Annotated in this window: 25 protein-coding genes; 9 read left to right on the top strand and 16 right to left on the bottom strand. The window is 50.7% G+C overall.

Features of this window, described 5'->3' with window-relative positions; all coding sequences use genetic code 11:
- Positions 1 to 26: 26 nt before the first annotated feature.
- From gspE to gspC, 3 genes are read right to left on the bottom strand one after another with little or no spacing between them, the layout of a single operon-like run.
- On the bottom strand, positions 27 to 1,550 hold the full coding sequence (gspE, locus tag KJY73_RS19910; protein ID WP_269813812.1) for a type II secretion system ATPase GspE: 1,524 nt from the start codon (positions 1,548 to 1,550) through the stop codon (positions 27 to 29).
- Positions 1,550 to 3,610, bottom strand: coding sequence for a type II secretion system secretin GspD (gspD, locus tag KJY73_RS19915; RefSeq protein ID WP_214345399.1), 2,061 nt, complete (start codon positions 3,608 to 3,610; stop codon positions 1,550 to 1,552). The genes gspE and gspD overlap by 1 nt, the downstream gene beginning before the upstream one ends.
- An 11-nt stretch (positions 3,611 to 3,621) precedes the next feature.
- Complete coding sequence (gspC, locus tag KJY73_RS19920) at positions 3,622 to 4,542, bottom strand: type II secretion system protein GspC (protein WP_332874242.1); 921 nt, start codon at positions 4,540 to 4,542, stop codon at positions 3,622 to 3,624.
- 168 nt (positions 4,543 to 4,710) lie between these two features.
- Between gspC and hslR the strand changes: the two genes are divergently transcribed.
- A complete protein-coding gene (gene hslR / locus KJY73_RS19925; protein WP_214345400.1) occupies positions 4,711 to 5,118 on the top strand; it encodes a ribosome-associated heat shock protein Hsp15 in 408 nt (135 codons plus the stop codon).
- A 45-nt stretch (positions 5,119 to 5,163) separates the two neighbouring features.
- Positions 5,164 to 6,039 carry an Hsp33 family molecular chaperone HslO gene (hslO, locus tag KJY73_RS19930; RefSeq protein ID WP_214345401.1) on the top strand — a complete coding sequence of 292 codons (876 nt, stop codon included), beginning with the start codon at positions 5,164 to 5,166 and terminating at the stop codon, positions 6,037 to 6,039.
- A 63-nt stretch (positions 6,040 to 6,102) separates the two neighbouring features.
- On the opposite strand, the gene KJY73_RS21970 is transcribed toward hslO, so the two are convergent.
- On the bottom strand, positions 6,103 to 6,231 hold the full coding sequence (locus KJY73_RS21970; RefSeq protein ID WP_269813813.1) for a hypothetical protein: 129 nt from the start codon (positions 6,229 to 6,231) through the stop codon (positions 6,103 to 6,105).
- Between the two features lie 204 nt (positions 6,232 to 6,435).
- Here KJY73_RS21970 and KJY73_RS19935 point away from each other — a divergent pair, with 204 nt between their 5' ends.
- Positions 6,436 to 7,977 (top strand): phosphoenolpyruvate carboxykinase, encoded by a 1,542-nt coding sequence (locus tag KJY73_RS19935; protein ID WP_214345402.1) that lies wholly within the window; start codon positions 6,436 to 6,438, stop codon positions 7,975 to 7,977.
- A 59-nt stretch (positions 7,978 to 8,036) separates the two neighbouring features.
- On the opposite strand, the gene KJY73_RS19940 is transcribed toward KJY73_RS19935, so the two are convergent.
- The 9 genes from KJY73_RS19940 to ompR all read right to left on the bottom strand — a co-directional run bounded on the left by KJY73_RS19940 (position 8,037) and on the right by ompR (position 18,340).
- Positions 8,037 to 9,272: an ABC transporter permease gene (locus KJY73_RS19940; RefSeq protein WP_214345403.1), complete on the bottom strand. Its 1,236-nt coding sequence runs from the start codon at positions 9,270 to 9,272 to the stop codon at positions 8,037 to 8,039.
- On the bottom strand, positions 9,269 to 10,453 hold the full coding sequence (locus KJY73_RS19945; protein ID WP_214345404.1) for an efflux RND transporter periplasmic adaptor subunit: 1,185 nt from the start codon (positions 10,451 to 10,453) through the stop codon (positions 9,269 to 9,271). Before KJY73_RS19945 ends, KJY73_RS19940 begins: the two co-directional genes overlap by 4 nt.
- Positions 10,450 to 11,607 carry an efflux RND transporter periplasmic adaptor subunit gene (locus KJY73_RS19950; protein ID WP_214345405.1) on the bottom strand — a complete coding sequence of 386 codons (1,158 nt, stop codon included), beginning with the start codon at positions 11,605 to 11,607 and terminating at the stop codon, positions 10,450 to 10,452. The genes KJY73_RS19945 and KJY73_RS19950 overlap by 4 nt, the downstream gene beginning before the upstream one ends.
- Positions 11,600 to 12,544 (bottom strand): HlyD family secretion protein, encoded by a 945-nt coding sequence (locus KJY73_RS19955; protein ID WP_214345406.1) that lies wholly within the window; start codon positions 12,542 to 12,544, stop codon positions 11,600 to 11,602. Before KJY73_RS19955 ends, KJY73_RS19950 begins: the two co-directional genes overlap by 8 nt.
- Entirely contained in the window at positions 12,535 to 13,212 is a 678-nt protein-coding gene (locus KJY73_RS19960; RefSeq protein WP_206593001.1) for an ABC transporter ATP-binding protein, read from the bottom strand. Before KJY73_RS19960 ends, KJY73_RS19955 begins: the two co-directional genes overlap by 10 nt.
- Positions 13,213 to 13,311: 99 nt before the next feature.
- Positions 13,312 to 14,691: a M16 family metallopeptidase gene (locus KJY73_RS19965; RefSeq protein ID WP_214345407.1), complete on the bottom strand. Its 1,380-nt coding sequence runs from the start codon at positions 14,689 to 14,691 to the stop codon at positions 13,312 to 13,314.
- 2 nt (positions 14,692 to 14,693) lie between these two features.
- Positions 14,694 to 16,136 carry a M16 family metallopeptidase gene (locus KJY73_RS19970; protein ID WP_206593003.1) on the bottom strand — a complete coding sequence of 481 codons (1,443 nt, stop codon included), beginning with the start codon at positions 16,134 to 16,136 and terminating at the stop codon, positions 14,694 to 14,696.
- 149 nt (positions 16,137 to 16,285) lie between these two features.
- On the bottom strand, positions 16,286 to 17,596 hold the full coding sequence (envZ, locus tag KJY73_RS19975; protein ID WP_214345408.1) for a two-component system sensor histidine kinase EnvZ: 1,311 nt from the start codon (positions 17,594 to 17,596) through the stop codon (positions 16,286 to 16,288).
- 15 nt (positions 17,597 to 17,611) lie between these two features.
- Positions 17,612 to 18,340 (bottom strand): osmolarity response regulator transcription factor OmpR, encoded by a 729-nt coding sequence (ompR, locus tag KJY73_RS19980; protein WP_214345409.1) that lies wholly within the window; start codon positions 18,338 to 18,340, stop codon positions 17,612 to 17,614.
- A gap of 241 nt (positions 18,341 to 18,581) precedes the next feature.
- On the opposite strand from ompR, the gene KJY73_RS19985 reads away from it, so the two are divergent.
- Positions 18,582 to 18,989, top strand: a complete 408-nt coding sequence (locus KJY73_RS19985) for an OsmC family protein (protein ID WP_206593006.1) — start codon at positions 18,582 to 18,584, stop codon at positions 18,987 to 18,989.
- A 43-nt stretch (positions 18,990 to 19,032) separates the two neighbouring features.
- Here KJY73_RS19985 and KJY73_RS19990 read toward each other — a convergent pair whose 3' ends face one another.
- Positions 19,033 to 19,935 carry a phosphoribulokinase gene (locus KJY73_RS19990; protein WP_206593007.1) on the bottom strand — a complete coding sequence of 301 codons (903 nt, stop codon included), beginning with the start codon at positions 19,933 to 19,935 and terminating at the stop codon, positions 19,033 to 19,035.
- A gap of 187 nt (positions 19,936 to 20,122) precedes the next feature.
- Between KJY73_RS19990 and hslV the strand changes: the two genes are divergently transcribed.
- Positions 20,123 to 20,647 carry an ATP-dependent protease subunit HslV gene (gene hslV, locus KJY73_RS19995; protein WP_206593008.1) on the top strand — a complete coding sequence of 175 codons (525 nt, stop codon included), beginning with the start codon at positions 20,123 to 20,125 and terminating at the stop codon, positions 20,645 to 20,647.
- Between the two features lie 85 nt (positions 20,648 to 20,732).
- Positions 20,733 to 22,061 (top strand): HslU--HslV peptidase ATPase subunit, encoded by a 1,329-nt coding sequence (hslU, locus tag KJY73_RS20000; RefSeq protein ID WP_214345410.1) that lies wholly within the window; start codon positions 20,733 to 20,735, stop codon positions 22,059 to 22,061.
- A gap of 24 nt (positions 22,062 to 22,085) precedes the next feature.
- On the opposite strand, the gene KJY73_RS20005 is transcribed toward hslU, so the two are convergent.
- Both KJY73_RS20005 and KJY73_RS20010 read right to left on the bottom strand, forming a co-directional pair.
- Positions 22,086 to 22,763, bottom strand: coding sequence for a hypothetical protein (locus KJY73_RS20005; RefSeq protein ID WP_214345411.1), 678 nt, complete (start codon positions 22,761 to 22,763; stop codon positions 22,086 to 22,088).
- Positions 22,750 to 24,108 (bottom strand): diguanylate cyclase, encoded by a 1,359-nt coding sequence (locus tag KJY73_RS20010; RefSeq protein WP_214345412.1) that lies wholly within the window; start codon positions 24,106 to 24,108, stop codon positions 22,750 to 22,752. The genes KJY73_RS20005 and KJY73_RS20010 overlap by 14 nt, the downstream gene beginning before the upstream one ends.
- Positions 24,109 to 24,266: 158 nt before the next feature.
- Here KJY73_RS20010 and KJY73_RS20015 point away from each other — a divergent pair, with 158 nt between their 5' ends.
- The 3 genes from KJY73_RS20015 to KJY73_RS20025 all read left to right on the top strand — a co-directional run bounded on the left by KJY73_RS20015 (position 24,267) and on the right by KJY73_RS20025 (position 26,804).
- Complete coding sequence (locus tag KJY73_RS20015) at positions 24,267 to 24,695, top strand: ATP-dependent zinc protease family protein (protein ID WP_214345413.1); 429 nt, start codon at positions 24,267 to 24,269, stop codon at positions 24,693 to 24,695.
- A 178-nt stretch (positions 24,696 to 24,873) separates the two neighbouring features.
- The gene (gene rimK / locus KJY73_RS20020; protein WP_206593013.1) at positions 24,874 to 25,779 is read left to right on the top strand and encodes a 30S ribosomal protein S6--L-glutamate ligase; all 906 of its coding nucleotides are present in this window, start codon (positions 24,874 to 24,876) and stop codon (positions 25,777 to 25,779) included.
- Entirely contained in the window at positions 25,779 to 26,804 is a 1,026-nt protein-coding gene (locus KJY73_RS20025) for a succinylglutamate desuccinylase/aspartoacylase family protein (protein WP_214345414.1), read from the top strand. Before rimK ends, KJY73_RS20025 begins: the two co-directional genes overlap by 1 nt.
- The last annotated feature ends 2 nt before the right edge of the window (positions 26,805 to 26,806 follow it).

The raw sequence follows: 26,806 nt of genomic DNA on the forward strand, positions 1-26,806 counted from the left end.
AAGTGAAACGGTATCCGGTCATCATATTAATCTTCCCTGGTAACCCGCAACACTTCTTCCAATGAAGTCATACCGAGCAGCACCTTACTACAGCCATCATCACGAATGCTGGGTACGGACTGGCGTACATATTTTTCGATGGCTTGCTCACCGTGGCCATTGTGGATCATTTCGCGAATTTGCTCATCGACAATCAGCATTTCATGGATGCCGGTTCTACCGCGATACCCTGTCTGGTTACAGCTGGCGCAGCCTTTAGGAGCAAAGATTTTAAACTCGCTGACTTGCTGTGGAGCAATACCGAGAATCTGACACTCACGTTCAGACGGGGAATGCGCTACTTTGCAGTCTGGACACAAGGTTCTTACCAAACGCTGTGACAGCACCGCCAGCAAACTGGACGAGAGCAGGAAAGGCTCTATACCCATATCTTCCAGGCGGGTGATGGCACCGGCGGCAGTATTGGTGTGCAGGGTGGATAGTACCAAGTGGCCGGTTAAACTGGCCTGCACGCCAATCTGGGCGGTTTCCAGGTCACGAATTTCCCCGACCATCACCACATCCGGATCCTGACGCAAAATGGCGCGCAAGCCGCGGGCAAAGGTCATGTCCACACGGGGATTTACCTGGGTTTGACCGATACCCTCTAAGTCGTATTCAATGGGGTCTTCCACCGTCAGGATGTTACGGTCCTTGGTGTTGATTTCGGACAATCCAGCATACAAGGTGGTACTTTTACCTGACCCTGTAGGGCCGGTGACCAGAATAATGCCGTGTGGCTTGCGGATAAGCTCAGAGAAGTGAACCCGAATATGCTCGGTCATGCCCAAATCCTGCAAATCCAGATGGGCGGTATTCTTGTCCAGCAAACGTAATACCACCCGTTCACCGTGGCTGGACGGCATGGTACTGACCCGCACATCCACGGCTCGGCCAGCAATACGCAAGGTAATACGGCCATCCTGAGGCACGCGTTTTTCAGCGATATCCAGCTTGGCCATCACCTTGATACGTGAGACCAACATGGAGGCCATCTTGCGATTAGGGCGGAGGATTTCCCTTAACACACCATCAACCCGAAAACGCACCACCAACTGCTTCTCGAAGGTTTCAATATGAATGTCCGATGCACCTTCTTTGATAGCTTCGCCCAGCATGGCGTTGATCAGTTTGATGATTGGCGCATCGTCTTCGGAATCCAGTAAGTCCTCGGTTTCCGGCAATTCTTCGGCCAGTGCAAACAGGTCACCTTCGTTACCTATATCTTCCATCAATTGCTTGGCTTCAGAGGAGTCGCGCTGAAAGGCCTTGGTCAGCAGGTTTTCAAATTTTTCCGGGGCAATTTCATGTAGCTGAAATTCTCGCCCCAAAAAGCGCCTGACCTCAGCAAAGACCGCAAAAGAGGTCTCAGCGGTATGGTAAAGCAAAGCCGGTTGCTGGCCGGTATCCAGCAACACCTTATTGCGTTTGGCAAAGCCAAAGGCTAATTGCTTATGGCTTGGCGCCTGCTCGTCAGCCTGCATTTGCTCTGTGCTTTGCAGCCTATCCATTAGTCTTTCCCGTTACCTTGCTCGGCTTTACGCTTTTGCTCCATCACTTCATCGAAGGTCGGGGGCAAGCTAAGGGCGTCGTTCCATTCGGGTAATACCGGGGTATCGGTGTACGGCATCAAAGGTACACCTTCGGACTGGCGCTTCAGCTGTTCGGCGCGGATAAAGTTGTATTTGCGGTGGCTGATAGTATTCATAGTCACGCCGTCCTTAATAATGGTCGGACGCAAAAACACCATGAGGTTACGCTTACGTTTGGATGTAGAGGTGGATTTAAACAGGTTGCCCAGAATCGGGATGTCACCCAGTAGCGGTACCTTGGAGACACTTTCCTGCACATCTTCATCGATCAGACCGCCCAGCACTACTGTGCCGCCGTCTTCCACTAATACCGTGGTCTTCAGCTCGCGTTTATTGATGGAAATGTCTACCCCTGTGGTACCACTGACGCTGGATACTTCCTGTTCAATGGTCATTTGTACGCCGGAGCCTTCATTGATCTGTGGGGTGACCTTAAGCTTAATCCCCACTTCCTTGCGATCCACCGTGGTAAAGGGGTTATTGTTATTGGAACTAGCGGAAGAGCCGGTAATGATAGGTACTTCCTGACCCACGATAAAGAAGGCTTCTTCGTTATCCATGGTGGTGATATGCGGGGTCGCCAGCACATTGGAATTAGTGTCGGTGCTGACCGCCTGCACTATAGCGCCCCAACCGTCTTTAACTACGCCGTACATGGCACCGTTGAGACCGCCCAGCAGGCCGGCCAGGGCAGTAAGGTCGCCTTCAATAGTTTCTCTTGTTTCAACCGGCACACCATTGGCACTGGTGGTACTGCGAATAACTTCTCTGTCTTCAGCCTGACGCAGAGCTACACCCAGCGCACCTATAGGCACGGTGCCATTGGTAAACTGCTGGCCGCCGCCATTTTCGCTGATCCACTGCACCCCCAGTTGTGTGCCGTCACCCTCAAAGACCTCGACAATAATAGCTTCCACTTGTACCTGAGCACGGCGGATATCGAGCTGACGAATCACTTCTTCCAGCGAGCGCATCATGTCCGGCTCGGCGGTGATGACCAGGGCGTTGGAATCTGGATGTGACTCAATGCTGATATCGCGTTTGCCGCTGGTTCGTCTGGCATTTGGCTGAGCGGCGCCTTGTTCTTCAGACTGAATGCTGGCGCTGACGCCTTGCAGTACCTTAACTAAATCGTCGGCCTTGGCGTATTTCAGATAGATAACCCGGGTGTTGCCGCTGCTTTCCAGTTCTTTATCCAGTCGTTCAATCAGGTTGATCAGTCGCTGTCTGGCCTTGATATCACCACTGATAATGACGCTATTGGTTCTATCGTCGGCGACCACACGAGGTTCAAGCACATCCACACCGCCTTGCTTGGCACCTTGATTTTTATTGATGCTGTCGACGATCCGCACCATTTCGGAAGCCGAGGCATATCTAAGTTTGATGATATCCACTTCTTTATCGCCGGCTTTATCCACCCGTTCGATAATCTCAACTAAACGGTTAACCACCGCAGCCCGGCCAGTTAACAGCATAACGTTAGACTGATCGTAGGCGACCACGTTACCACCCCCTGCCTGGTCATTGAGCTGGCGGAGTAGGGGGGCGAGCTCTCGCACCGAGCCGTTATAAAGTGGCACTACGCGGGTGATCATTTCATCGCCGTCGAAGGAGGTACCCTCTATCACCGGAATGTTGGAGGATTTGGCATCTTTGTCGCGCACTACCTTCAATACCCCACTGGGCATCTCTACCACAGCAAAACCATATACCTGCAGGACATTGAGGAAGAACTGGTAGTATTGCTGTTCGGTCAGCAAGTCGTAGCTACGTACCGTAATTTTACCCCTTACATTAGGGTCGACAATGATGGTTTTCTTCAGATTCTTACCAACAATATTGATGAATTCATCAATCTCGGTGCCTTTGAAATTCGGCGAATACTCTGCTGCGCTAATAGATGACGCCGCACAAAACAAAGCCGCGCTGGCGGCGAGACTAAATTGGCTGAGCAGGCGACGGCTGAATAGCCTCATGGTGATTATCCTTATAATTCGCTGTCGTCGGATGGAAGATCCAAATACAAGGTCAGCAAATCGCCGTCCCTGTTTACTGTCAGCTGCAGTGATTCGGTTTCGCGCAACATGGACATGGCTTCCATCGATTGCTGGATATCAGTTAGATCCAGACCATTGATTTCTGTTACGACGTCATTAGCTTGCAGACCAGCGGCCTGGAACAATGCTGGCTTTTTGCCCGGGCTGACGCGATAGCCCTTCAATTCTCCGTCAACCATATGCTGGCTGATAGCTATGTAATCGGTAAAGTTGGCCGGGGATGACTGTAGTGCATGGGTCGCCTGCGCCGCTTCGCGGCTGAGTGAACGACGCTGTGCGGCCGGCGCTGGAGACGGGCCGGAGCTACGTTGGTTAGTGAGTTGTTTGCCTTTATTAAACTCAATGCCATCCAGCATCAGGGTTTCCATGCGCGGCCCATTCTTAATAATAATCCGGTCGGCAAACACCTCATTGACGGTAGCATTAGTGCCATCAATCTTTTCGCCAATACCGTAGGTGTTTTGTTTACCCTGATTTTCAATAATGGCGGCACCCTGTTCAGCATTATTACTTGCCACAACACCTGTCAGGGTTAAGTTCAAATTGGTTTGTGGCGCATCTTCCACCACAACCGGCTGATTGACCTGCGCTTGTGGTTTTCCAAATAAATCCAGACGTTGTATATCACTGATATTGACACGAGCGCGCTGATTGCCTGATTGGCTGGTTGCCATAGGCTGATTAGGTAAGGCATCCTGGTCGGGGCTTGGTAGCAAGCGCCAGGTAAGGTCGGCAGCAAAGGCCAGCAAATAAAGGCTGAGCAGAATCACCAGTGCTTGCGCGATACGGTGCTGGTGTCTTGTCAGACTTGACCAAGCTTGTTGAAAATTGTCAGATTTTAGCGTTATCACTTTGCTGCCATATTATCGGTCTGGTTTTGGTGGCTCGGTAGCCGGAGAAACGGCATGCTGAAGGGGAAACCTGACCTGTGCTAAACTATCCAGCCCATCATAGCCAGTCGCTAAAAGGGTCACAACTTTAATCCTGTAAAGTTACTAAAAAATTACATTCCCACACATATGAACACAGTTACCCAAAAAACTAACGAAAACACCGCGGTACGCCTTGACAAGTGGTTGTGGGCAGCCCGTTTTTTCAAAACTCGCGCATTAGCCAGGGAGATGGTTCAGGGCGGAAAAGTACAATATAACGGGCAGCGGAGCAAACCGAGTAAAGTAGTGGAGCTCGGTGCGACCCTAAAAGTTCCCCAAGGCCATGACATTAAAGAAGTGGTGGTACGGGAGATTCATGACAAGCGCAGGGCTGCGCCAGCGGCGCAGGCCATGTATGAAGAAACCTCTGAGAGTATTACAGCCCGCGCTGCCAATGCCGAAGCACGTCAGGCTGGTGCGCTTTATAGTCCGCGCCCAGAACATAAACCTGACAAGAAGCAACGCCGTGATATTATCAGGTTTAAACATCAATAGTTGCCCCCTGCCGTTATTTGACGGTATTAAATAGAGAAGCAAAGCATGTCTGACAACAATGACCATCTATACCGCTACCTGTTTGAAAAAGCACATGTCAGGGGCGAATTAGTTCGTTTGCAGAACAGTTATGCGGCAGTGTTGGCTGCGCAAGACTACCCGGCGCCGATTCGTCGTCTGATGGGGGAGTTAATGGCGGCCACCTCACTTTTGACCGCGACTTTGAAGTTTGAAGGGGATATTGCTGTGCAACTGCAAAGTGAAGGTCCCATCAAATATGCGGTCATCAATGGCACGCACCAGCAGGAATTAAGGGGCGTTGCGCGCTGGGACGGTGATGTACCAGAAGACTTCGCGGCCATGTTCCACAAAGGCGTCATGGCAATTACCATCACCCCTAAAGACGGCGAACGTTACCAGGGTATGGTGGCATTGGACAAAGACAGTCTGGCGGCGTGTCTGGAAAGCTATTTCAGTCAGTCCGAACAGTTAGCCACTCGGGTTATCTTAAAAACCCGTTTGGAAGCTGAAACACCTCTGGCCGCAGGTATGTTATTGCAAGTGTTGCCGGTTGCTGAATCTGCCCATGAAGAGTTTGAACATCTGACCCAGATTACCGACACCATTACCACTCAGGAGCTGATGGAATTACCGGTACGGGAGATATTACATCGTCTCTATCATCAGGAAGAGATTGAGCTGTTCACGCCGCAACCTGTGATGTTTAAATGCAGTTGCAGTCGCCAGCGTAGTGCGATGGCTCTGGCCTCGGTGGATAAGCAGGATTTACTTGAGATAGCTGCCAAAGATGGTGAAGTGACGATCAATTGTCAGTATTGCCACGCGGAATACCGCTTTGATGCCATCGACATCGAAGCCATCCACGCCGGACAGTTCGATCAACCTGCATCTCTAAGCTAACGCTGGCATTAATTTACGTTAAGAAGGCAGTTCAGTTTGACAGGGTTTGAGGTCAGTTAAACTTTACTGCCAACTGCCAACTGCCAACTGCCAACTGCCAACTGCCAACTGCCAACTGCCAACTGCCAACTGCCAACTGCCAACTGCCAACTGCCAACTGCCAACTGCCAACTGCCAACTGCCAACTGCCAACCGTTATAAAATTCCAGAAAATCGCTTTTCTTTACTCAGCTGTAGGCATAACTGAAAGTTATGGATCAAATTTATGAAAGTCTTTCAGGTTAGGCGAAAAAATATCCGTTTGCCCTACCGCTGAACTGCAGGTTTCCTGTATGATGCGCGCCAAAAATAATATTGAAAGAACATCTGAAAGCTTTACATCTGGAGTACCCGCAAATGACCTCTGTTCCCCCGAATCTTTTAGTGGATTTGACCTCTGCTGAGTTAATTGAGCAAGCCTTGTCACGTGGTGAAGGCCATCTGGCAGCTAATGGTGCCTTGGTGGTTGAAACTGGTGTGCGCACTGGTCGTTCACCTAAAGACCGTTTTATCGTCAAGGAAGCGTCTACCGAGCAAGAGATCGAATGGGGCGCAGTTAACCGTCCGTTTGATGCTGAGAAATTCGACGCACTGTGGGACAAGGTAGACGCTTATCTGGCGGGTAAAAATCACTTTATGTCGCATTTGGAGGTTGGTGCGGATCCAGCACATTACCTACCGCTACAAGTGCGTACAGAGACTGCCTGGCATCAGCTGTTTGCCCGCAACTTGTTTATTCGCCCCAAAAACTGGAACCATGCGGGTAAAGAAGCATGGCAGATCCTCAATGCACCAGGTTTTGTTTGTGAACCAGAGCGTGACGGTACCAATTCTGATGGCGTGGTGATCATTAACTTTGCTAAGCGCAAAGTGTTGTTGGCGGGTATGCGCTATGCCGGGGAAATGAAGAAATCCATGTTCTCGGTACAAAACTTCCTGTTACCTGCACAAGATGTTCTGCCTATGCACTGCAGTGCTAACGTTGGCGAACAAGGCGATGTAACACTGTTCTTTGGCTTGTCCGGTACAGGTAAAACCACCTTGTCAGCAGATCCCTCGCGTTTCCTGATTGGTGATGACGAACATGGTTGGGCGCCGGGTTCAGTATTCAATATCGAAGGCGGTTGTTATGCCAAGTGTATTGACCTTTCCCAAGCCAATGAGCCGGTTATTTGGGATGCCATTCGTTTCGGTACTGTTCTGGAAAACGTGGTATTGGATGAAAAACGGGCACCCGATTACAGAGACAGTAGCCTGACCCAAAACAGCCGTGCTGCTTATCCTCTGGAGCACGTCGAAAAACGTGAAGTGGCAAACCGTGCCGGTGAGCCGCGTGCCGTGGTCTTCCTGACTTGTGATGTGAGCGGTGTATTGCCTCCAGTGTCTGTGTTGTCTGAGCAGGCGGCGGCTTATCACTTCCTGTCAGGCTATACCGCCAAAGTTGGGTCTACTGAGATTGGCTCCACAGCGGCTATCGAGTCGACCTTCTCAACCTGCTTTGGCGCACCATTCTTCCCTCGTCCGGCTGGCGTATATGCCGAGCTGCTGATGAAGCGCGTACGTGAGTTTGGCGCCAAGGTTTATTTGGTGAATACCGGCTGGACCGGTGGCCCTTATGGTGTCGGTAGCCGTTTTGATATTCCTACTACCCGTGCGGTAGTCGATGCCATCGTGAACAACAAGCTTGAAGGTGTGGCCACAGAGCATCTGCCGCAGTTGAACCTGGATGTACCTGTGGCTGTACCCGGCGTCGACAGCAAGCTGCTGAACCCACGCAATACCTGGGCTGATCCAGCTAAGTACGACGAGTACGCTGCTAACCTGGCTAAAGAATTCAGCCAGAATTTTGCTAAGTACGAAGTGTCTGAGGAAATCCGTCAAGCCGGTCCGCAGGCCTAAGTCCAAGCGCACAAAAAAGGGTTGCCATGGCAACCCTTTTTTATGTCTGGCTAGCAGCGTTAATGATGTTGTAAGGCTTCGATGGGATCCAACTGCGAGGCCTTGATCGCCGGGTAAATACCAAATCCCAGGCCAATGGCGGTACAGATGCTAAATGACAGTAGAATGGCAGTCATAGACCAGCTAACTGCCCAGCCGCTGAACAACGCAATCACTTCCGACAGACCAATACCAAACAGAATTCCCAGTAGGCCGCCGACTATGGATATGGTCAGACTCTCCGCCACAAACTGGATGCGAATATCTTTACAGGTGGCGCCAATAGCCCGCAACAGACCTATCTCTGTGGTGCGTTCCAAAACGGTAGCCAGCATAATATTCATAATACCTATGCCTCCGACCAACAACGAGATACCGGCAACACAAGACATGACGATATTGAAGATCTGCTGGGTTTGCTTTTGCTGAGCCAGCAAGGCCGCCGGTACTACCATATCGAAATCGTCTATCTGGTTATGGCGCTGCTCCAGCAAACGGTTGATGGCTTTGGCGGCAACCAGCGGGTCGGTATCCTCACTGATCTCCAGTTTAAGACTTGTTAACTCACTATCCAGCTGCTCAGCAGGGAACTTACGCAGCGCCGTTTGCAGGGGGATAAATACCTGGTTTTGCTCACCCCCCAGCTTGATGCCCTGAAATTCTTCTTTGCTCAAGTAAGGTGCCTGCAGTACCCCTACAACTTTGAACCATAGATGGTTAATCTTGATGTTCTGCCCCAATGCATCCCCAAGAGGAAATAACTGAGCGGCAGTATTGGCACCCAGCAAGGTAACCTGATTGAGATGGCGTTCATCGTCCTCATTCAGCACCCGTCCCTCGGCAAGTGCCAGTTTGCTCAGGGTAAAATAGCTGGCACTAACACCAACGGCTTCGCCGTCACTGCGACCTGCGTGGCTGAATAATTCAAAAGTATCCAGAGTTTTCATGGCAGCAAAAGCGCTGACAAAAGGCAAACTGCTGGTGGCGACTTCGCCGTCGCGAAGGCTCAAGCCACGTGAATGCTTGCGCTGTTCCTGCAGGGTTTCCTGATCAAACTCTTGTGCGTTAATAATCAGATTGCGCAGGCCCATGCTGTCTATCATGCGCAGTGCTTCGCGTTCAGCTCCGGTACCAATATTCAGCATGGCAATCACTGCGCCGACGCCAAAGATCATACCCAGCAAGGTTAAAAAGGTCCGTAAGGTGTGCTGGCGCAATTCGTCCAGGGTATCGAGTAACAACAACAGATACTTCATGACTTGTCCTCGATATTGATGAGTGCCACTTCATCACCCTCTTCCAGGCCACTGAGGATTTGCGCATGGGACAAACTGGTGCGGCCGACTTGCACAGGTACGGCAGTAAAATCACTGCCCTCTTTACGAAACACCTGATAACTATTTTGCTGATTGAACAGACTTTGTAGCGGTACAACCAGGCTGTCGGGCTGGTTCAATACATTAATCCTTGCCTCTACCTTACGTCCTGGTACCAGTAGCTCGGGGTCTTGCTTGGCCAGGTTCACTGTGACTTCGTAGTACTTTTGCGGATCATTGCGCCGAATACTGGACGGCATGGGGGCTACGGCTTCTACCTCGCCCAGCAATTCTGTTTGTGGTCTGGCGACCAGATACAAACTTACCGATTGGCCTGCTGCCAAATCCAAGGCTTCGGACTCCAGCACAAACAGCTTAGCTTTTACCAGGCTCAGGTCTGGTAGGGTGGCGATTTTCGAGCCCGGCCACATAGTCTGACCGACGCTGGGCTTTTGCCCGGACCAGTCGGCGTAGTAAACCAGGGTGCCGTCATGGGGGGCGCGTACTTCCAACAGCTCAAGACTGCTGGTAAAGGAGCTCAGGCGTTGCTGGTGTTGGGATTTTTGCATGGATAGCAGTCCCAACTCACCGGCGGAACTTTGCTTGAAACTATCGTCTTTCCAATGCAGGTAACCTTGCTTGGCGGTGAGGTATTCTTTGTTTTGCAAGGATTCGAGAATTTCCAGTTTGGAGCGGATTTGCACGTCATCAATAGCAAATTGCTCGGCAAATTCCTTCTCTTCGCCAACCAGCTCAATGTCCTGACCTATGGCTTCGCCCTCGGTCGTGAGTTCGGCATCTTTCTCGTGGATATCCAGATTGCTCAGGGCAATTTTGTGCTCAAATTGCTGGGCTCTGACCGACAGGCTTTCGCCATCAAATCGGGCTATCACATCGCCTTTTTTTACCTGGCTGAATTCCGGTGCCAGCCACGCCAGGCTCTGCGGGCCGTTGCGGAAGGCCGGTGCAGTAAGAGCTTCGGATTTAGCGGCAAACAATTCGCCACTGGCGGGCACTATTACCGATAAGGTTTGGCGCTGCGCTTCATACAAGGGGATCTGATTACTTTCTTCGCTGCAGGCAACCAGCAGTAAACTCGTCAGACAAATCAGTGTTCTCATGGCAATACCCTCTCACCTTCGTCTAGCCCGGCCTTGATAACAGCACGTCCCTGGGTAAGTGAGCTTAACTGCACATCCCGTTCGGTACCGTCGGCTAACAAGACCCAGTGACGTTGACCATCGGTTTTAACCAGATGTTGGGGCAGGGTCAGGGCCTGATCAAACTGCTGGGCATGGATTTTCACCCGGGCCGTCATACCCGGACGCATGGTATTCAGGTCGACGTTATCCAGTGTTATAGCTGCATCAATGATGCGACGTTTGTCCTGGCGGGACATATTGCGAAACACCTGGCCAAGGGATTCAACTGTACCGCTTAAGGCTATGTCCTGACTGCCTGACAATAAAATATCGACTTTCTGGCCGGGTTTAACCTGACCGCTGTCGGCTTCACGTATCTGTGCAATCACTTGTAGCTGATCGGGCTTGGCGATTTCCATCACCGCCTGGCCAAAATTAACCGACTCGCCCACCACGGGTTTCTCGCCGTTCCAGTCGGCTTTGTACAGGGCTATACCGTCAAAAGGGGCATGCACTTGCAGTTTGTCGATGGACTGTTTGAGCTCCCGCACTTCCCCTTGTAGGCGCTCCACTTTGGCACTGGCAAGTTTAATGTTGCGCTGCTTGGATTGCTGGTGATGGGTAAGTTTTTCATTGGCCAGGTGCAAATCAATCTGGGCAATCTTGAAATCCAGTACGCTTTTTTGTCTTTCCAATTCCGAACGTGAGTTGTCAACGATCTCGGCACGGCGCTTGGCCTTGTCATAGTTCATTTGCATCTCGGCCAAACTTAGCTTCAGTTCTTCTTCATTGGCTTCTTGCTTTAGGGTTTGGTTCTCCAGCTCTTTCTTGGCGGTGGCCAGCTCAGCCTGCTTATCCAGCATACGATCCCGCACCTGCTTGTCGTCAAAGGCCAGTACCAGTTCACCCTGTTTGACCTGGGTGTTTTCGCCTGCCATTTGCTTAATCTGGAATTGCCACATGCGCTCCACGGCTGGAGGTGCCAGCAAAACACTTTGCAACGGCTTCAATTCTCCGCTGGCTTCAACTAGTGTTGTCAGGCTTTCACGTTTGGTCTGATGGGTGTTTTCTGTGCTGCAGGCACTTAATAAAGTAAAAAATACTACAAGCCAAATGCGGTACATTCTATTCATCTCCGTTAAGCTCCAACTGCGCGCTCATACCTGGCAGCAATTGCAGGTCATCCTTAATGTCGAATGCAAAAGTGCAGCGAAAATACGCATCATTACCCCATTCGCGGCGTTGTTCAGGTTGCTGAGAGATGTCTTCCAAGGTCGCACTGACCTGATATTCCGGATAGGCGTCAAAACGCAACATGGCGCTCTGCCCAGGTTTCAATTTTGCCTGGTCAGCCTCGTGAACCCAGGCTTCCACATACAATCCGGAGATAGCGGGAATTTCGGCAATCCGCCAACCCGGCTGGGCCGTCATGCCGGTAAACATTTTTTCACCCGTCCAGGGATGGTCGGCATAAATAACCGGGCCACTGCGCTCAGCCGTCTGACTCATCAGGGAAAGTTTATGGCGGTGATAAGCTAATTGTTTCTCGTGATTATCAATTTTCAGTTGTTGCTTGTTGATCGCTGTCTGGTGGCTGAGCTTGGCCTGAGCCAGCTTGTCTTGCGCTTTGGTTCTGGCAACCAGGGCCTTTTCCAGCTCCAGTTGGTATTTTTCAAAGTCAAATGCACTGTGGGTGCCTTTGGGTACTGATGCATCGAGCCGTGCTTTTTGTACCAATAGCTCCGCGCGCTCGAGCCCGGATTGGGCTTCAAGCACTTTTAACTCACCATCAGACTGCTGTCTGACCAACTCTTCTTTAGCAGTAACCAGACTGTTTTCTTCCTGATCAATACTGCTTTGAATACTGGCACCGTCAAACACCACCACAGGTTCGCCCACCTCGGCTACCTGGCCTTCTTTCATTAACCAGTCTACCTGGACTCGCCAGTTGTCGGTTCGCGGCGCATAAAAGGCCTGGCTTTCGGCGGCACGTACCTGACCACTGAGTAACAAGGGAGAGGCATGAATCTGCCCGGTCAAGAGCAGCAGTGCGAGAAATCTCAATTGCATTTGCTGTCCTCCACAACCAGGCCGTCTTTCATACGGATAACACGCTGTGCATGAGCCGCGATATCTTCTTCGTGGGTGACCATCACAATGGTCTGTCCTTGTTTATGCAATCCACACAACAGCGCCATAATTTCCTCTGAGGTGCGGGTGTCGAGGTTACCGGTCGGTTCATCGGCAAAAATGACTTTCGGGTTGTTGATCAGGGCTCTGGCAATGGCCACCCGTTGGCGTTGCCCCCCCGACATTTCGAAGGGTTTATGATGGCTGCGATGACCCAAACCGACTTTTTCCAGCATAGCTGCCGCGCGTTGTTGCGCCTCCTGTAACGGCACATCAGAATAACGCAAAGGCAGCATGACATTTTGTAAGGCCGACAGTCTGGGCAACAGGTGGAAGGTTTGGAATATGAAGCCGATTTGTTGGTTGCGGATACGAGATAACGACTCATCATCCATACTAGCAATATCCTGTCCAGCCAGGCGATAGTTGCCATTAGACGGTGAGTCCAGACAACCGAGAATATTCATCAGCGTCGACTTGCCAGATCCAGATGTGCCCATAATGGCGACAAACTCGTTTTCATCAATCTGCAATGACACTTCATTGAGGGCTACAACGCGGGTCTCACCGGTGCCGTAATGGCGACTTAATGCTTTTACTTCAATCATCCCTGTCACTTGCACGTTAGGCTGGATGGCTAGTCGCCAGTGTCTGGCGACTAGTATGGATAAGGAAGTCGACGCCTTGCAGCGTCGACCTAACCGCGTTTAGAGCTTATAAATTGCTTTTAGTTCAGGAACTTCGGCTAATTGCGAGCGAACTGAAGGGTCACCCACGACCACCAGTGTCATCTTCTCCAGCGGCAGATACTTAGCTGCTAATGCGGAGATTTGCTCTGGAGTCAGGGCATTCACGCTTTGCAGATAGGTTTCCAGGCGTGACAAGGGCAGGCCATGGCTCTTTAAGTTCCATAGCTGGTTGATGATGGCGGTACGCGAGGAGTTTTGCAGCACATAGATGCCCGACATGTAGTTTTTGAAACCATCCAGCTCCGCTGTGGCTGGCGCCTCAGTTTGTAGGCGTTTAATTTCTTTGATGATTTCGGCAATGGCTGGGCCGGTGGATTCCGCCGTCACATCGGCGGCTTCATACCAAATGGCAGCGCCAACCCTGGGTGACACACTGCTGCCTGGTGAGTAAGTGTAGCCTTTATCCTCGCGAATATTGCTGGTAATACGGCTACTAAAGGCACCGCCAAGCAAAGTATTCATAGCGGCCAGACCTATGTAGTCAGGATGTGAAGGGTCGACCACAGGTAAGCCGATGCGAATGGTAGACTGTGGCGCTTGCGGGCGGTCAATAAATACCAGGCTGGGGTCAGCTTGCATGACTGGCTTGTCCAAGGTTCTGGTTTGTCCTGCACGCATTGCAGCAAATGCCTGACGGATAGCTTGTTCAGCCTGCCCTTCATCAAATTGCCCGGATACATACAAGTGGCTGCGTTTGGCGACCAGATTGGTATCGATATAAGCGTTAACATCCTCAAGTGTCAGCGCTTGTACTTTGGCTTCATCAGCAAAAACCTTAGCGTAAGGGTGCTGTCCGTAAACCACTTGGTAGAAGGCTTCGGTTGCCTGGCTCTGCGCCTGAGATTTGCTGACCTTCAGGTCACGAACAAAGTTAGTCACGGCGCGTTCCAGGTCCCCTTGAGCAAACTTGGGATGCATAGCCAAGTCAGCCAGTAAGCGTGCCGCATCCGGAGCAAATTCACTCAGCACGTCCATTTGCAGGAAACTGCTGTTAGGCCCGACAGAGGTGTTAACCTGTCCGCCCATTTCTGCGGCTGCTTCGGCAATTTGCTTACCACTAAGGGTCTGTGTGCCTTCAGTTAGCAACTGATAGCTAATATCGGAGACCGCATCCTTACCATTATCATCAACGTTTCCCGTATCGGTAACCAGACGCAGCGTAACCTTCGGGGTTTTCCCGTAGTGAATAAAAGTCACGGTCAGGCCGTTATCCAACTGAATGTCGCGGGTTTGAGTCAGTTTGAAATCTTTGGCTTGGCCGCCACTTGGAGGGGCTTCCTTGGCGGCAGCCGGACCACTTAACAGAAGAGCGCACAGGGCGATAGCAATGTGTTTCATGGTTATTCTCCTTGTGGCTTCTGCGACGGGTCTTCACCCGGTGTCAGGGTAAGAATGGTGCGGTTGCCTGGACGCAGATATTCCTTAACTGTGGCTTTAATCAGCTCTGGGGTCACAGCCTTGAAGTTGGCTTCCAGGTCGTTGATGCGGGCCGGATTGTCGTCAAACAAGGCAAAGCTGGCGAGCAAATCCAATTTGCCGAAACCATAAAAACCATCGATGTTGTCAAACAAGTCTGAACGCAGTTTGACCAGCGCGCGTTGCACATCTTTCTCGTCAATCGGCTGCTCGGCCAGCCTGGCGATAACGGCATCCACCGCGGCCAGTAGTTCTTTCTCGCTGTGCTGTTCATCGTGAGTAAACGAACTCATCCACAACATGGGGCCGTTGTAATTAAACATGTTGCCGAGCAAGTAATTGATGCCACCGCCCACATCGCCGGTCATTTGCTTGTCTTTGACTAACTCCTGATGCAACAGGCTGTCATCACCTTGCACCAGCAACTGATCTATGATGCCCATAGCGTAATACTCAGGGGTATTGCGCGGCGGCATTTTGTAGGCAAATGCGAAGGCCGGCTTAGGTGCCAGGCGATCAAACTTGTTAAAGCGTTTCTCCTGTTCCTGACGCAACTCGGTCAGGTCTGGCTGGGCTGCTAATTCGGATGCCGGCAGATTACCAAAGTACTTGGTTATCATGGCCAGTGTTTCTTCCACATTAACGTCGCCAACTACCACTACAACGGCATTGTTGGGGGCGTAATACATATCGAAGAAAGCCTGCACGTCTTCCAGAGTGGCGGCGTCAAGATCGGCCAGGTCGCCGTAGAAGTTGTGAGCGTTATACCAGTTATTAAAGGCATACTGGGGCATATCCAGCCAGGGGAATCCACCATAGGGCTGGTTAAGCACGTTAACTTTCACTTCATTCTTGACCACCCCTTGCTGGTTGGTCAGGTTTTCCTGTGTGATGGCCAGGCCTTTCATACGATCGGCTTCCGCCCAAAGCATGGTTTCCAACTTATGGGCTGGCACGATCTCAAAATAGTTGGTGTAGTCAAAGCGGGTGGAGCCATTCAGTACACCACCGTTGTTTTGCACCAGACTGATAAACTCCATCTTGCCGAGGTTTTCAGAGCCTTGAAACATCATGTGTTCAAACAGGTGAGCAAAACCGGTTCTGTCTTTGGGTTCTATACGAAAACCGATGTTGTAGTAAACGCCGACGGTGGCGATGGGGGCGGTATCATCGGGTGAGATAACTACTTTAAGGCCGTTGTCCAATTTGCTGTAGTGGACCGGCACGTTGAAACTGACTGGACTTGATGCTTCCGGGGCCTGTTTGGCCAGCTTATCAGCCAGTGCCTCGGTGCCGGTATCGGCGGGCTTGGGGCTGCAGCCGAGCATCGTCAATGCCGCAGCCAGTGCGACGACTTTGTATGACATGTTATTTCCCTTGCTTTAGTTGTTGTTGTCACACCGGTGTGGCGGGTGCCTTCCCACTATAACCAGCCATAGAAGGCCTAGCAATTGGCGAGGTAGTTAACAGGGGGGAGGGCAGTGAAAAAATTGTAAAAAAATTTTTTCTTTAAGAATCAAAGCTTATTACTGTCCAACTTGCAGGGGAGGGTGACGGTAGCAATCAAGCCACCTTGAGCGTGATTGACCAGACTAATGCTGCCCAGGTGCATATCTACAATACGTTTGATAATGGCCAGGCCTAACCCTGAGCCCAGGCTGCCTCGGGCTTTATCGCCCTGGGTGAAAGGTTGGAACAAGTTCTCTATTTGATCCTCAGGGATACCCGGGCCATGGTCGCGAACACTGAAACTCACTAATTTACGCTTTTTGTCGTAGCTGGAAGTGATTTCTATGTGTGGGCTGCCATATCGAAAGGCGTTTTCTATAAGGTTATCCATCACCCGTTTTATTGCCACTTTGCGCAGCTTCATGTCCGGTAACTCTGCCAGGCTCAGTGTTATGTGATGATTTTCTTCAATGTTCCGAACGCGCACCACATCATCAATCAAACTGTTAAGGTTTACTTTTTCCAGCTTTTCCTGCCGGTCTTGTCGTACGTAGTTAATAAACTGGTCAATGATATCGTTCATGTCCTCAATATCATGATTTATGCCGTCACGGATCCACTCCTGGTCGTCGGGCAACATTTCAGTGGCCAATCTGATGCGGGTCAGCGGGGTACGAAGATCGTGAGATATACCGGCAGTCAATAAAGCGCGGTCATCTTCCAGTTGCTTGATACCCCGTGACATCTGGTTAAATGCCCGGGTTACCGCCATGATTTCGCTGGAACCCTCTTCTTTCAGCGGTGGGGGGAAATTACCTCTGGCTACTGCCATAGCCGCTTGTTGCAATGCTTGCAGTGGCTTATTCAAACGTCGCACAAAAAGCCATCCACCGGCCACGCTCAACACGCCTATCACCATCAGATAAATAGTCAGCGGGGAGATATCCGTTTCACCCAGCCCCTGCATGGGGATGGTTATCCATAAGTTGCGATCCTGCGGGGGATTTATCCAAAACAGGTAGGGAGCTCCCGGAGTAATACGTACATCGGCACTGCCCCCTAGTCGTTCCGACATCTGTCTCGACAAGGACAAATAGTGTCTGGCTTGCTCCAATCCTTGTTGGCGCGCTTCTGTCTCGCTCAGTATCTGAATGCCCGTCGCGGCAAAAAACTCTTCATGCAGGTTGGGATCCTGATGATCCAGGCCTTCCAGAAAGATAACATTCACCTGATTGGCCAGTAAGTGGTTGATCTGCTGATAGGTTGGACGAATAAAGTAATAGGTAACCGACAGGTAGGAGACAACCTGGTTGATAAGCAGAAGCAAACCAATCAGTAAGACAGTCTGACCGAAGGCGCTTTTGGGCAGTAGACGCATGATTAAGATACTAGATTAATTATTCTTCTTCTCACCGTCTGGCACGAACACGTAACCTAGCCCCCACACGGTTTGAATATAACGGGGATTAGCCGGATCTTCTTCCAACATGCGACGCAGTCGTGACACCTGCACGTCAATGCTTCGCTCTAAGGCACTGTAGTCACGTCCACGCGCGAGGTTCATGAGTTTATCCCGCGACAGCGGTGTTCTGGGATGAGTTACCAGCGACTTCAGCACGGCAAATTCACCACTGGTTAGAGTCATAGGCTGATCGCCAGATTTCATTTCGCGGGTGGCCAGATTCAAGCTGTATCTGCCAAATGTCACTATCTGTTCTTCTTGAGATGGTGCGCCCGGTGCTTCTGTGGTGCGGCGTCGTAGCACGGCTTTGATGCGCGCCAGCAGTTCCCTGGGATTGAAAGGCTTAGGCAGGTAGTCGTCGGCACCCATCTCCAAGCCGATAATACGATCAACTTCATCGCCTTTAGCGGTCAGCATAATAATGGGAATTTCATTTTCTTTCTGGCGTAAGCGTCGGCAAATCGATAAGCCGTCTTCACCAGGTAGCATCAGGTCCAACACCATCAGATGAAAGTTTTCCCGCTCTAATAAGCGGTCCATTTGTTCAGCATTGGCTGCGGTTCTGACCTGGTAACCTTGTTCTACCAGATAGCGCTCCAGCAGGCTGCGCAATCGCATATCATCATCTACTACCAGAACTTTCGGTGTTTCCTGTCCCATTTTTCTTTACCTAAGCAAGTCGGTCTGGTCAGCACATAGCGCAAAGCTAACTGGGCCAACCTGACGTAATAACTGTCACTATAAGGTAAAGCATAAATAAATTAAAAGCTTGCATGCACTACAGGGACAGTTGTTACAAAGTTTGTGCTCGCAATCAGGCTGGCGCCTGATGATGGCTTTAGGCAGAATAGTGGCATAGCAACAGAGATCGCCGCCAGGGCGGTCAGATTTGGAGTAAAACATGCAAGCATCGGTTAAGTGGCTGGACGGCTATCGTTTTGTTGGTACCTCTGACAGCGGTCACGCAGTGGTAATGGATGGTGACAAACAAAGCGCCGCCAGCCCCATGGAAATGGTAATGATGGCGGCGGGTAGCTGTGCATCTGTTGACGTGGTTAGCATTCTTAAAAAGGCTAAGCAGAAAGTCAGTGGTGTAGAAGTTAAGCTCAGTGGCGAGCGTGCTGACGCCGTGCCTGCGGTATTCACCAAATTGCATCTGCATTTTGTGGTTAGCGGCCAGGGCGTGAGTGAGAAGCATGTGGAGCGTGCGGTGAATTTGTCCGCCGAAAAATACTGCTCAGTGTCTATTATGCTGGGTAAGTCTGTTGAAGTGGGTCACAGCTTCGAAGTGGTGGAAGCAGAGTTCTGAGGAAGTAGGGCAGATGCAAAGACCTCGCATCTGCCTGCCTGATTTACTTTTCTGCCACCCAGTCCATTTGGAAACTGGCGCGGCGTTTTTTATCCATCAGCTCTTCAATCAGCGGGGATAGGATCAACTCCATGGCCAGGCCCATCTTGCCGCCGGGCACCACAATTGTGTTGATTCTTGACATAAAGGCGCCGTCAATCATCTGCAACAGATAGGGATAATTGACGTTTCTCATCTCGCGGCGGAACCTTACTACTACATAACTTTCATCATGGGATGGAATTTCTCTGGCGCTGAATGGATTAGATGTATCCACTGTGGGAACGCGCTGAAAATTCACGTGGGTACGTGAAAACTGTGGGGTAATGTACTGAAAGTAGTCGTCCATACTACGCACAATGCTGCTCATAACCGCTTCGCGGGAATGGCCTCGATCAGTAGTATCCCGCACTATTTTTTGAATCCACTCCAGATTCACTATGGGCACCATACCTACCAATAAATCCACATGTTTGGCAGCATCGGCCTCATCGGTGACAACCCCACCATGCAGTCCTTCATAGAACAGCAAATCGGTACTCTTGGGCAAGTCTTGCCAGGGGGTGAAAGTCCCCGGCATCTGGTTAAAAGGTACCGCATCGTCAAAGCTGTGCAGATAATGGCGGTATTTACCGGCACCGGTTTCGCCATATTCTTTAAACAGGCTTTCCAACAGCACAAAATCGTTGGCGCGGGGGCCGAAATAGCTGATATGTCGCCCCTGTTCTTGCGCTTTGCGAATCTCGACTTCCATTTCCGGGCGGGTAAAACGGTGAAAACTGTCACCTTCTACAAACGCCGCGTTCAATCCCAGGTTTCGGAATATATGACGTATGGCATTAGTGGTGGTGGTGGTGCCAGCGCCGGATGAACCCGTAATGGCAATAATAGGGTGCTTTGCAGACATGATTCTGTTGGTTTGGAAACCGAACGCTATTTATAAGCAAGCTGGCATAGAGGGTCAAGGAGTTCCATAGACATAAGGATATGTGCAGCCGAGCTTCTTTCTCTTGAAAATTCCCTGACCACCCCCAAATACGGACTAATCTCATAGCATCGTCCGAGGGGCGGCTACAAATTCTTAAGGAGTCCGAGTGACTACGATAGTTTCAGTAAGACGCAATAATCAGGTGGTTATCGCTGGTGACGGGCAGGTTTCGCTGGGTAATACCGTGATGAAAGGCAATGCGCGCAAGGTGCGTCGTCTTTACCACAATAAAGTGCTGGCCGGTTTTGCCGGTGGTACGGCAGATGCGTTCACCTTGTTTGAACGTTTCGAGTCCAAGTTGGAACTTCACCAGGGGCATCTGATGCGTGCAGCCGTGGAGCTGGCCAAAGACTGGCGTACCGACCGTATGCTGCGGAAACTTGAAGCCCTGTTGGCAGTCGCAGATGAAACCGCTTCGTTGATCATCACGGGTAATGGTGATGTCTTACAACCAGAGATGGACTTGATTGCTATCGGTTCAGGTGGCCCCTTTGCGCAAGCTGCAGCAACGGCGCTGCTACAGAATACCGAGCTGAGTGCCCGAGATATAGCTGAGAAAAGTCTGACCATTGCCGGTGATATCTGTGTGTTTACTAACCACAATCACACCATTGAGCAGTTGGACTACTGATTTACCGGCATAACGGCCTTGAAAAAGGTCTTTATACCTCCGCGCCTGTCGGCGTAAAGAATGTTTAGATTAAAAAGGTTTATCCATGTCGGAAATGACCCCCAGAGAGATAGTCCACGAGCTGGACCGCCATATTATCGGCCAACAAGGTGCCAAACGCGCCGTGGCTATTGCCTTGCGTAATCGCTGGCGTCGTATGCAGCTGAATGAAGAGCTGCGCCATGAAGTGACCCCCAAGAATATCCTAATGATAGGTCCAACCGGTGTGGGTAAGACCGAAATTGCCCGCCGTCTGGCAAAACTTGCTAATGCGCCCTTTATCAAAGTGGAAGCGACCAAGTTTACCGAGGTGGGCTATGTAGGTAAGGAAGTGGAAACCATTATCCGTGACCTGGCCGATATCGCAGTGAAGATGACCAAGGAACAGGAAATGTCCAAGGTTCGTTATCGCGCTGAAGAAGCTGCCGAAGAACGTATTCTGGATGCCTTGTTGCCGCGCCCCGAAAATGTCTGGGGTGAGCGAGAAGAAGGTCAGGATAAAGGCACGCGTCAGGCCTTCCGCAAGAAACTGCGCGAAGGGCAACTGGACGACAAAGAAATTGATATTGATGTCGCATTGCCGCAGATGGGCGTGGAAATCATGGCACCGCCGGGAATGGAAGAAATGACCAACCAGCTGCAGAGCATGTTCCAGAATTTGTCTGGCACCCAGAAAAAGAAGAAGAAGCTTAAGGTTAAAGAAGCATACAAGCTGCTGATTGAAGAAGAGGCGGCCCGCCTGGTGAATCAGGAGGATTTGAAAGAAAAGGCCTTATTTAATGTAGAGCAGCACGGCATAGTGTTTATCGACGAGATAGACAAGATTTGTAAGCGTGAGAATACCAGTGGTGCCGACGTGTCCCGCGAGGGTGTTCAGCGTGACTTGCTACCTTTGGTGGAAGGCTCAACGGTCAGCACTAAGCATGGCATGGTGAAAACCGACCATATCCTGTTTATTGCCTCTGGCGCATTTCAGATGGCTAAGCCATCTGATTTGATTCCTGAACTACAAGGGCGTTTGCCTATCCGCGTTGAGCTAAGTGCACTGACAGCCAATGACTTTATTCGCATCCTGACCGAGCCAAACGCCTCTTTGACCGAGCAATATGTAGAGCTGATGCGAACTGAAGGCGTGGATGTTGAATTCACCCAGGATGGTATCGAGCGCATTGCCCAGGCTGCATGGCAAGTTAATGAGCGAACTGAAAACATTGGCGCAAGACGTTTGCATACCGTGATGGAAAAGCTGATGGAGGAAATTTCCTTCTCAGCCTCCGAAAAGCAGGGTGAGAAGCTGCTGATTGATGCGGACTACGTTAAAGGCCATCTGGATAGTCTGGTGGAAGACGAAGATCTCAGTCGCTTTATTCTCTGATAAATAGGGCCTGCGGGCCCTTTTTTATTGGTGCCGTAATGTGACTCGTAAGTCGACCTTACGCCATACCCCCACAATAAATAGTGCATGCAGGTTAATTAACAGGATTAGCCCCCACTCTACGGCGTTTTCCAGTCGTTTGTATTGTGCTCCCAGCGCAGCATCTAGTGCCAGTGATATCAGGGCTAACACCAGTGTCAGGGTGCTGAGCATAAGTAAATGGCGGCCTTGGACCTGGGTTGCGGCCTTTCTTTGCAAGCTGGCTGAAAGCAGTAACTGGCAGATAAACGTCAGGCCAAGGTAGCTGATAACGCCAATACGTCTCAAAAGGTAAGGTATGTTGCCGTCATGACCAAGGCTCAGCGTATAGATTACCAAGGCCAGGCTAGCCAGACTGCCGAGCCAGCCGATCAAAACTGATGCTTCAGTTGTCTGGCTGTTTAGCCACCACTGATTTATCCACCAGAATAAGGCCAGCAAGACCATGGCGGTCAGCATTCCACCTTTGAACACAAAATAGGCCAAGCCATGCTGGCCTGTGGCACTAATACTGTGACAATCCAGCCAATATGGATTGCACCATTCCAGCTTGTTTTCGCTGAAGCTGAGCAGTAAACAAAGATGTATGGTGAATAGGGGTAGCAGGGCTATCAGCAAACCCAATGGGTAAAGCCGGTTTGTCGTCGGCTTAGACGCACACACGATTGCGACCAAGATCCTTGGCCTGATACAAACGATTGTCGGCTTCTACCAGCATGCTGTGCCCCAAGTCGCTGTCGAGTTTGTCGCTGATGCCAAAGCTGATGGTGACTTGTAGGTCTTTGGCCAGCTTTTCCCAAGGCCAGGCCTCAACCTTAGCACGCACACGGTCCACTAAGCCTTCGGCTTGATGTTTGTCGGTATGGGCCATCAGAATGACAAATTCTTCACCGCCGTAGCGCGCAAGAATATCGGCTTCGCGAATCTCTTCCTGCATCAGTGCTGCAACCTGCTTAAGTACGGCATCGCCAATTTGATGGGAATATCTGTCATTAATCTGTTTGAAGTTGTCGATATCGCCAAGTGCCAGGGCCAGGGTGTCCTGGTAGCGAATGGCCTGATGGTGGAGCATGCGAAACTGCTGATTGAAGTAGCGACGGTTATGCAGACCCGTCAGTTCATCGCGTAGGGACAACTCTTGTAAGGCTTCCGCCTGTGCTTTGATCGTCTCATTGGATGCTTTGAGCTCAGCGTAAGTATTGCTTAGCTCCTGGGCCATACGATTAAACTCTCTGGCCAGTAACGCTACTTCATCTTTTCCAGCCACTTGCACCCGCTGGTTGAGGTTACCTTTACTCATTTCTATGGCTGCGCGTGTCAATGCCCGCATATGCTTTACCAATTGGCTACCCATAGTCAAACTGAGTAGCAAGGTGACAGCTAAGCCTGCCGCAGCACCAATCAGCATACTGCGACTTTGAATCATCAGATAAGATTTATCCTGCTCGGTAAGGGGCATCTCGCCGCCACTTAGGGCATAGCCAACCAGTTCGCCGCCGGACCACAAGGGTGTAGCTTGCTGCAATTGTTCAGTAGTGAGCTGCTGGCCTAACTCATATTCAAAAAAAGGTAGAAAGATGTAGCCTTGTTGATCGGCTAACACAAAGCGAAAGTTATCTGCCAGAGAACTGGCTGGTGGGTTTGGATGCGGCGGACGTCTTCCTGGCGGTGGTAAATTACGTGCTGGACGACTGCTCAGATACTGATTAATCAGCAAAGCTGATTGCAAGCCTCCCCATTCACCATGTTCCTGACGAAATTCTTCAATGGCGCGCACAAAACGTTTGAAATGTACGTCCTTTGCTTCGCTGATAAAGCGTTGTTCCAGTAACCAGGGAGTAATAAGAGCCATAACACTAATAGCTGCCAAACTGGTGATCAGCATGGATAACGTCAACTTAGTGCGTAATGAATTCAGCAATGGCTTCTCCTGAAAATCCTTGTCCTGACGATGTTTGTCCCTTGGGCTTTCACCCCATCGCCCCTGGCTATGGCTGCTAGCTGGCATGATAGAACAATTTTCTGGCAAATACAGCGCAAAGGTCTCACCGCCCGTTTAATTCATCTTGTAAATGCATTTTTTTTTGGAAACTTTTGCCAATCGTGCTATATCGCAGCACAATTTAAGCAAGCACAAAGCCTTTGGCTTAAATCCAGGATAAACACATGATTACACTAGGCTGGAGGGAGTGGGGCGGTTTACCCCAACTGGGCATCGAACAAATTAAAATGAAAGTAGACACTGGCGCTAAAACGTCTTGTCTGCATGCCTTTGCGTTAACACCCTTTGAGCGGGATGGCGAGACGTGGATTCGCATCCATTTGCACCCCGTTCAGGACAATAACGACATTGAGCATGTCTGTGAAGCCAAGCTGATCGACAGGCGTAAGGTGCGTGATTCCGGTGGCCATGAAGAAGAACGCTTCGTGGTGGAAACTGAGCTGGAAATGGCAGGGCAGCGATTCCCCATAGAACTGACGCTGACCAACCGTGACTCCATGCGTTTTCGTATGCTACTGGGGCGACAGGCCATGTGTTCACGCTTCCTGGTTGATCCCCAGGCTTCATATTTGCTCGGCCAGCCACAAAGCTGAAGATCATCACAGGGAACATCATCTCATTCATTTGAAAAAGGAACTCGTGGCTGCCACACTGATGCCTTTGTCGGGCTAGGCGCCTGTTCCTGGTGATTGGGATTTAAACAGCATTTAAGGTCCGGGCCTGTGACCATGCGCAGGTACGGATCATATTCACTTTACAAGGTTTCGTACCATGAGAATCGCCGTTCTTTCGCGTAACAACAGTCTGTATTCCACCAGGCGCCTAAAAGAAGCCGGTGAAGCAAGGGGGCACGAGGTGCACGTTATCGACCCCCTGAAATGCTACATGAACATCAATATGCAAAGTTCCTCAGTACATATCAAAGGCAAGGAGCTGCCAGAATTTGATGCCATCATTCCACGCATCGGTGCTTCCATCACTTTCTATGGAACGGCGGTGTTACGCCAGTTTGAAATGATGGGTGTATACCCGGTCAACGAATCAGTTGCTATCAGCCGCAGCCGTGACAAGCTGCGTTCTTTGCAATTGCTTTCGCGCAAAGGTATCGGCCTGCCTATAACCGGTTTTGCTAACCAGGCCAGTAATATCCCTGACCTAATTGAAATGGTGGGCGGTGCACCGCTGGTTATCAAGTTGCTCGAAGGTACACAAGGTATAGGTGTGGTGCTGGCAGAGACTCGTAAGGCTGCCGAGAGTGTTATCGAAGCCTTTATGGGTCTCAAAGCCGACATTATGGTGCAGGAATACATCAAAGAAGCGGGCGGTGCCGACATTCGTTGCTTTGTGATTGGCGATAAAGTCATTGCTGCAATGAAGCGTCAGGCTAAGCCGGGTGAGTTTCGCTCCAATCTGCACCGGGGTGGAAGTGCTTCTATAATTCGTCTGACGCCAGAGGAGCGCAGTACTGCGGTTCGTGCCGCCAGAACTATGGGCTTGAATGTGGCCGGTGTTGATATTCTGCGCTCCAATCATGGCCCTGTGGTGATGGAAGTGAACTCTTCTCCTGGTTTGGAAGGTATAGAAACAGCCACGGGTAAGAATGTCGCTGACAAAATTATCGAGTTTATTGAAAAGAACGCCAAAGCTCACGCCACTCGTACCCGAGGTAAGGGTTAATGGCCAGACAGGCGGCATTTGAGCTGGCTGAGCAACGCATTCCCGCTGGCACGCAGCGGGCGATTAAGTTACCGGCTGCCCGTTTATATAACGATACCCCCATGGATCTGCATGTGGAAGTGTTACACGGGCTTAAACCCGGGCCAACGCTTTTAGTCTGTGCAGCTATTCATGGGGATGAGTTGAACGGCATAGATATCTGCCGCCGTCTGATTAAGAAAGTTAACCCCAAGCGTCTCAATGGCACCCTGATGGTGGTGCCCATAGTGAATGTCTTTGGCTTTATCCAGCAAACTCGCTATTTGCCGGATAGGCGCGATCTAAACCGCTGTTTTCCCGGTTCTCAGCGCGGTGCACTAGGTAGCAGGCTGGCGCATTTGTTTTATAGCCAATTATTGCAGCGAGCTACCCATCTGATTGATTTACACACCGGGGCGATTCATCGAAGTAATTTGCCACAAGTGCGCACCGATATTCAGGATCCCATTGCCCTGCAAATGGCCGAGGAGTTTCATGCACCGCTGATTCTGCATGCCAGAGAAAGAGATGGTTCGCTGCGCTCTTGTGCCTCTGAACTTGGGGTCCATTCTATTTTGTATGAGGCAGGTGAGGCGCTGCGTTTCGATGAGGCATCCATCCGAACTGGGTTGAATGGCATTCTCAATGTGATGAAGTATTTAGGTATGTCGACCCGTCGCGGCAGCCGTAAGAAGTTTGAACCCATGGTGGGCAACAGCAGCCAATGGGTGCGCAACGAGATGGATGGCCTGATTATTACTAAGGTGCGATTAGGCGAGTTGGTTAGCAAGAACCAGGTATTGGCCTATTCCACTAGCCCTTATGGTGATACTGAGGTTGCGATACGTTCCCCCCATGACGGTGTGATTATTGGTATGTCTAATATCCCTATTGCCAATGAGGGGGAGGCACTATTCCATGTTGCCAAGTTTGATCCTGACCTGATTGACCAGGCTGGCGAAATAGTTGATGCCTTTATCGAAGATTTTGAGCCTCGGGTGTTATAAGT

This window comes from Bowmanella yangjiangensis, assembly GCF_018531185.1.
Taxonomy (GTDB): domain Bacteria; phylum Pseudomonadota; class Gammaproteobacteria; order Enterobacterales; family Alteromonadaceae; genus Bowmanella; species Bowmanella yangjiangensis.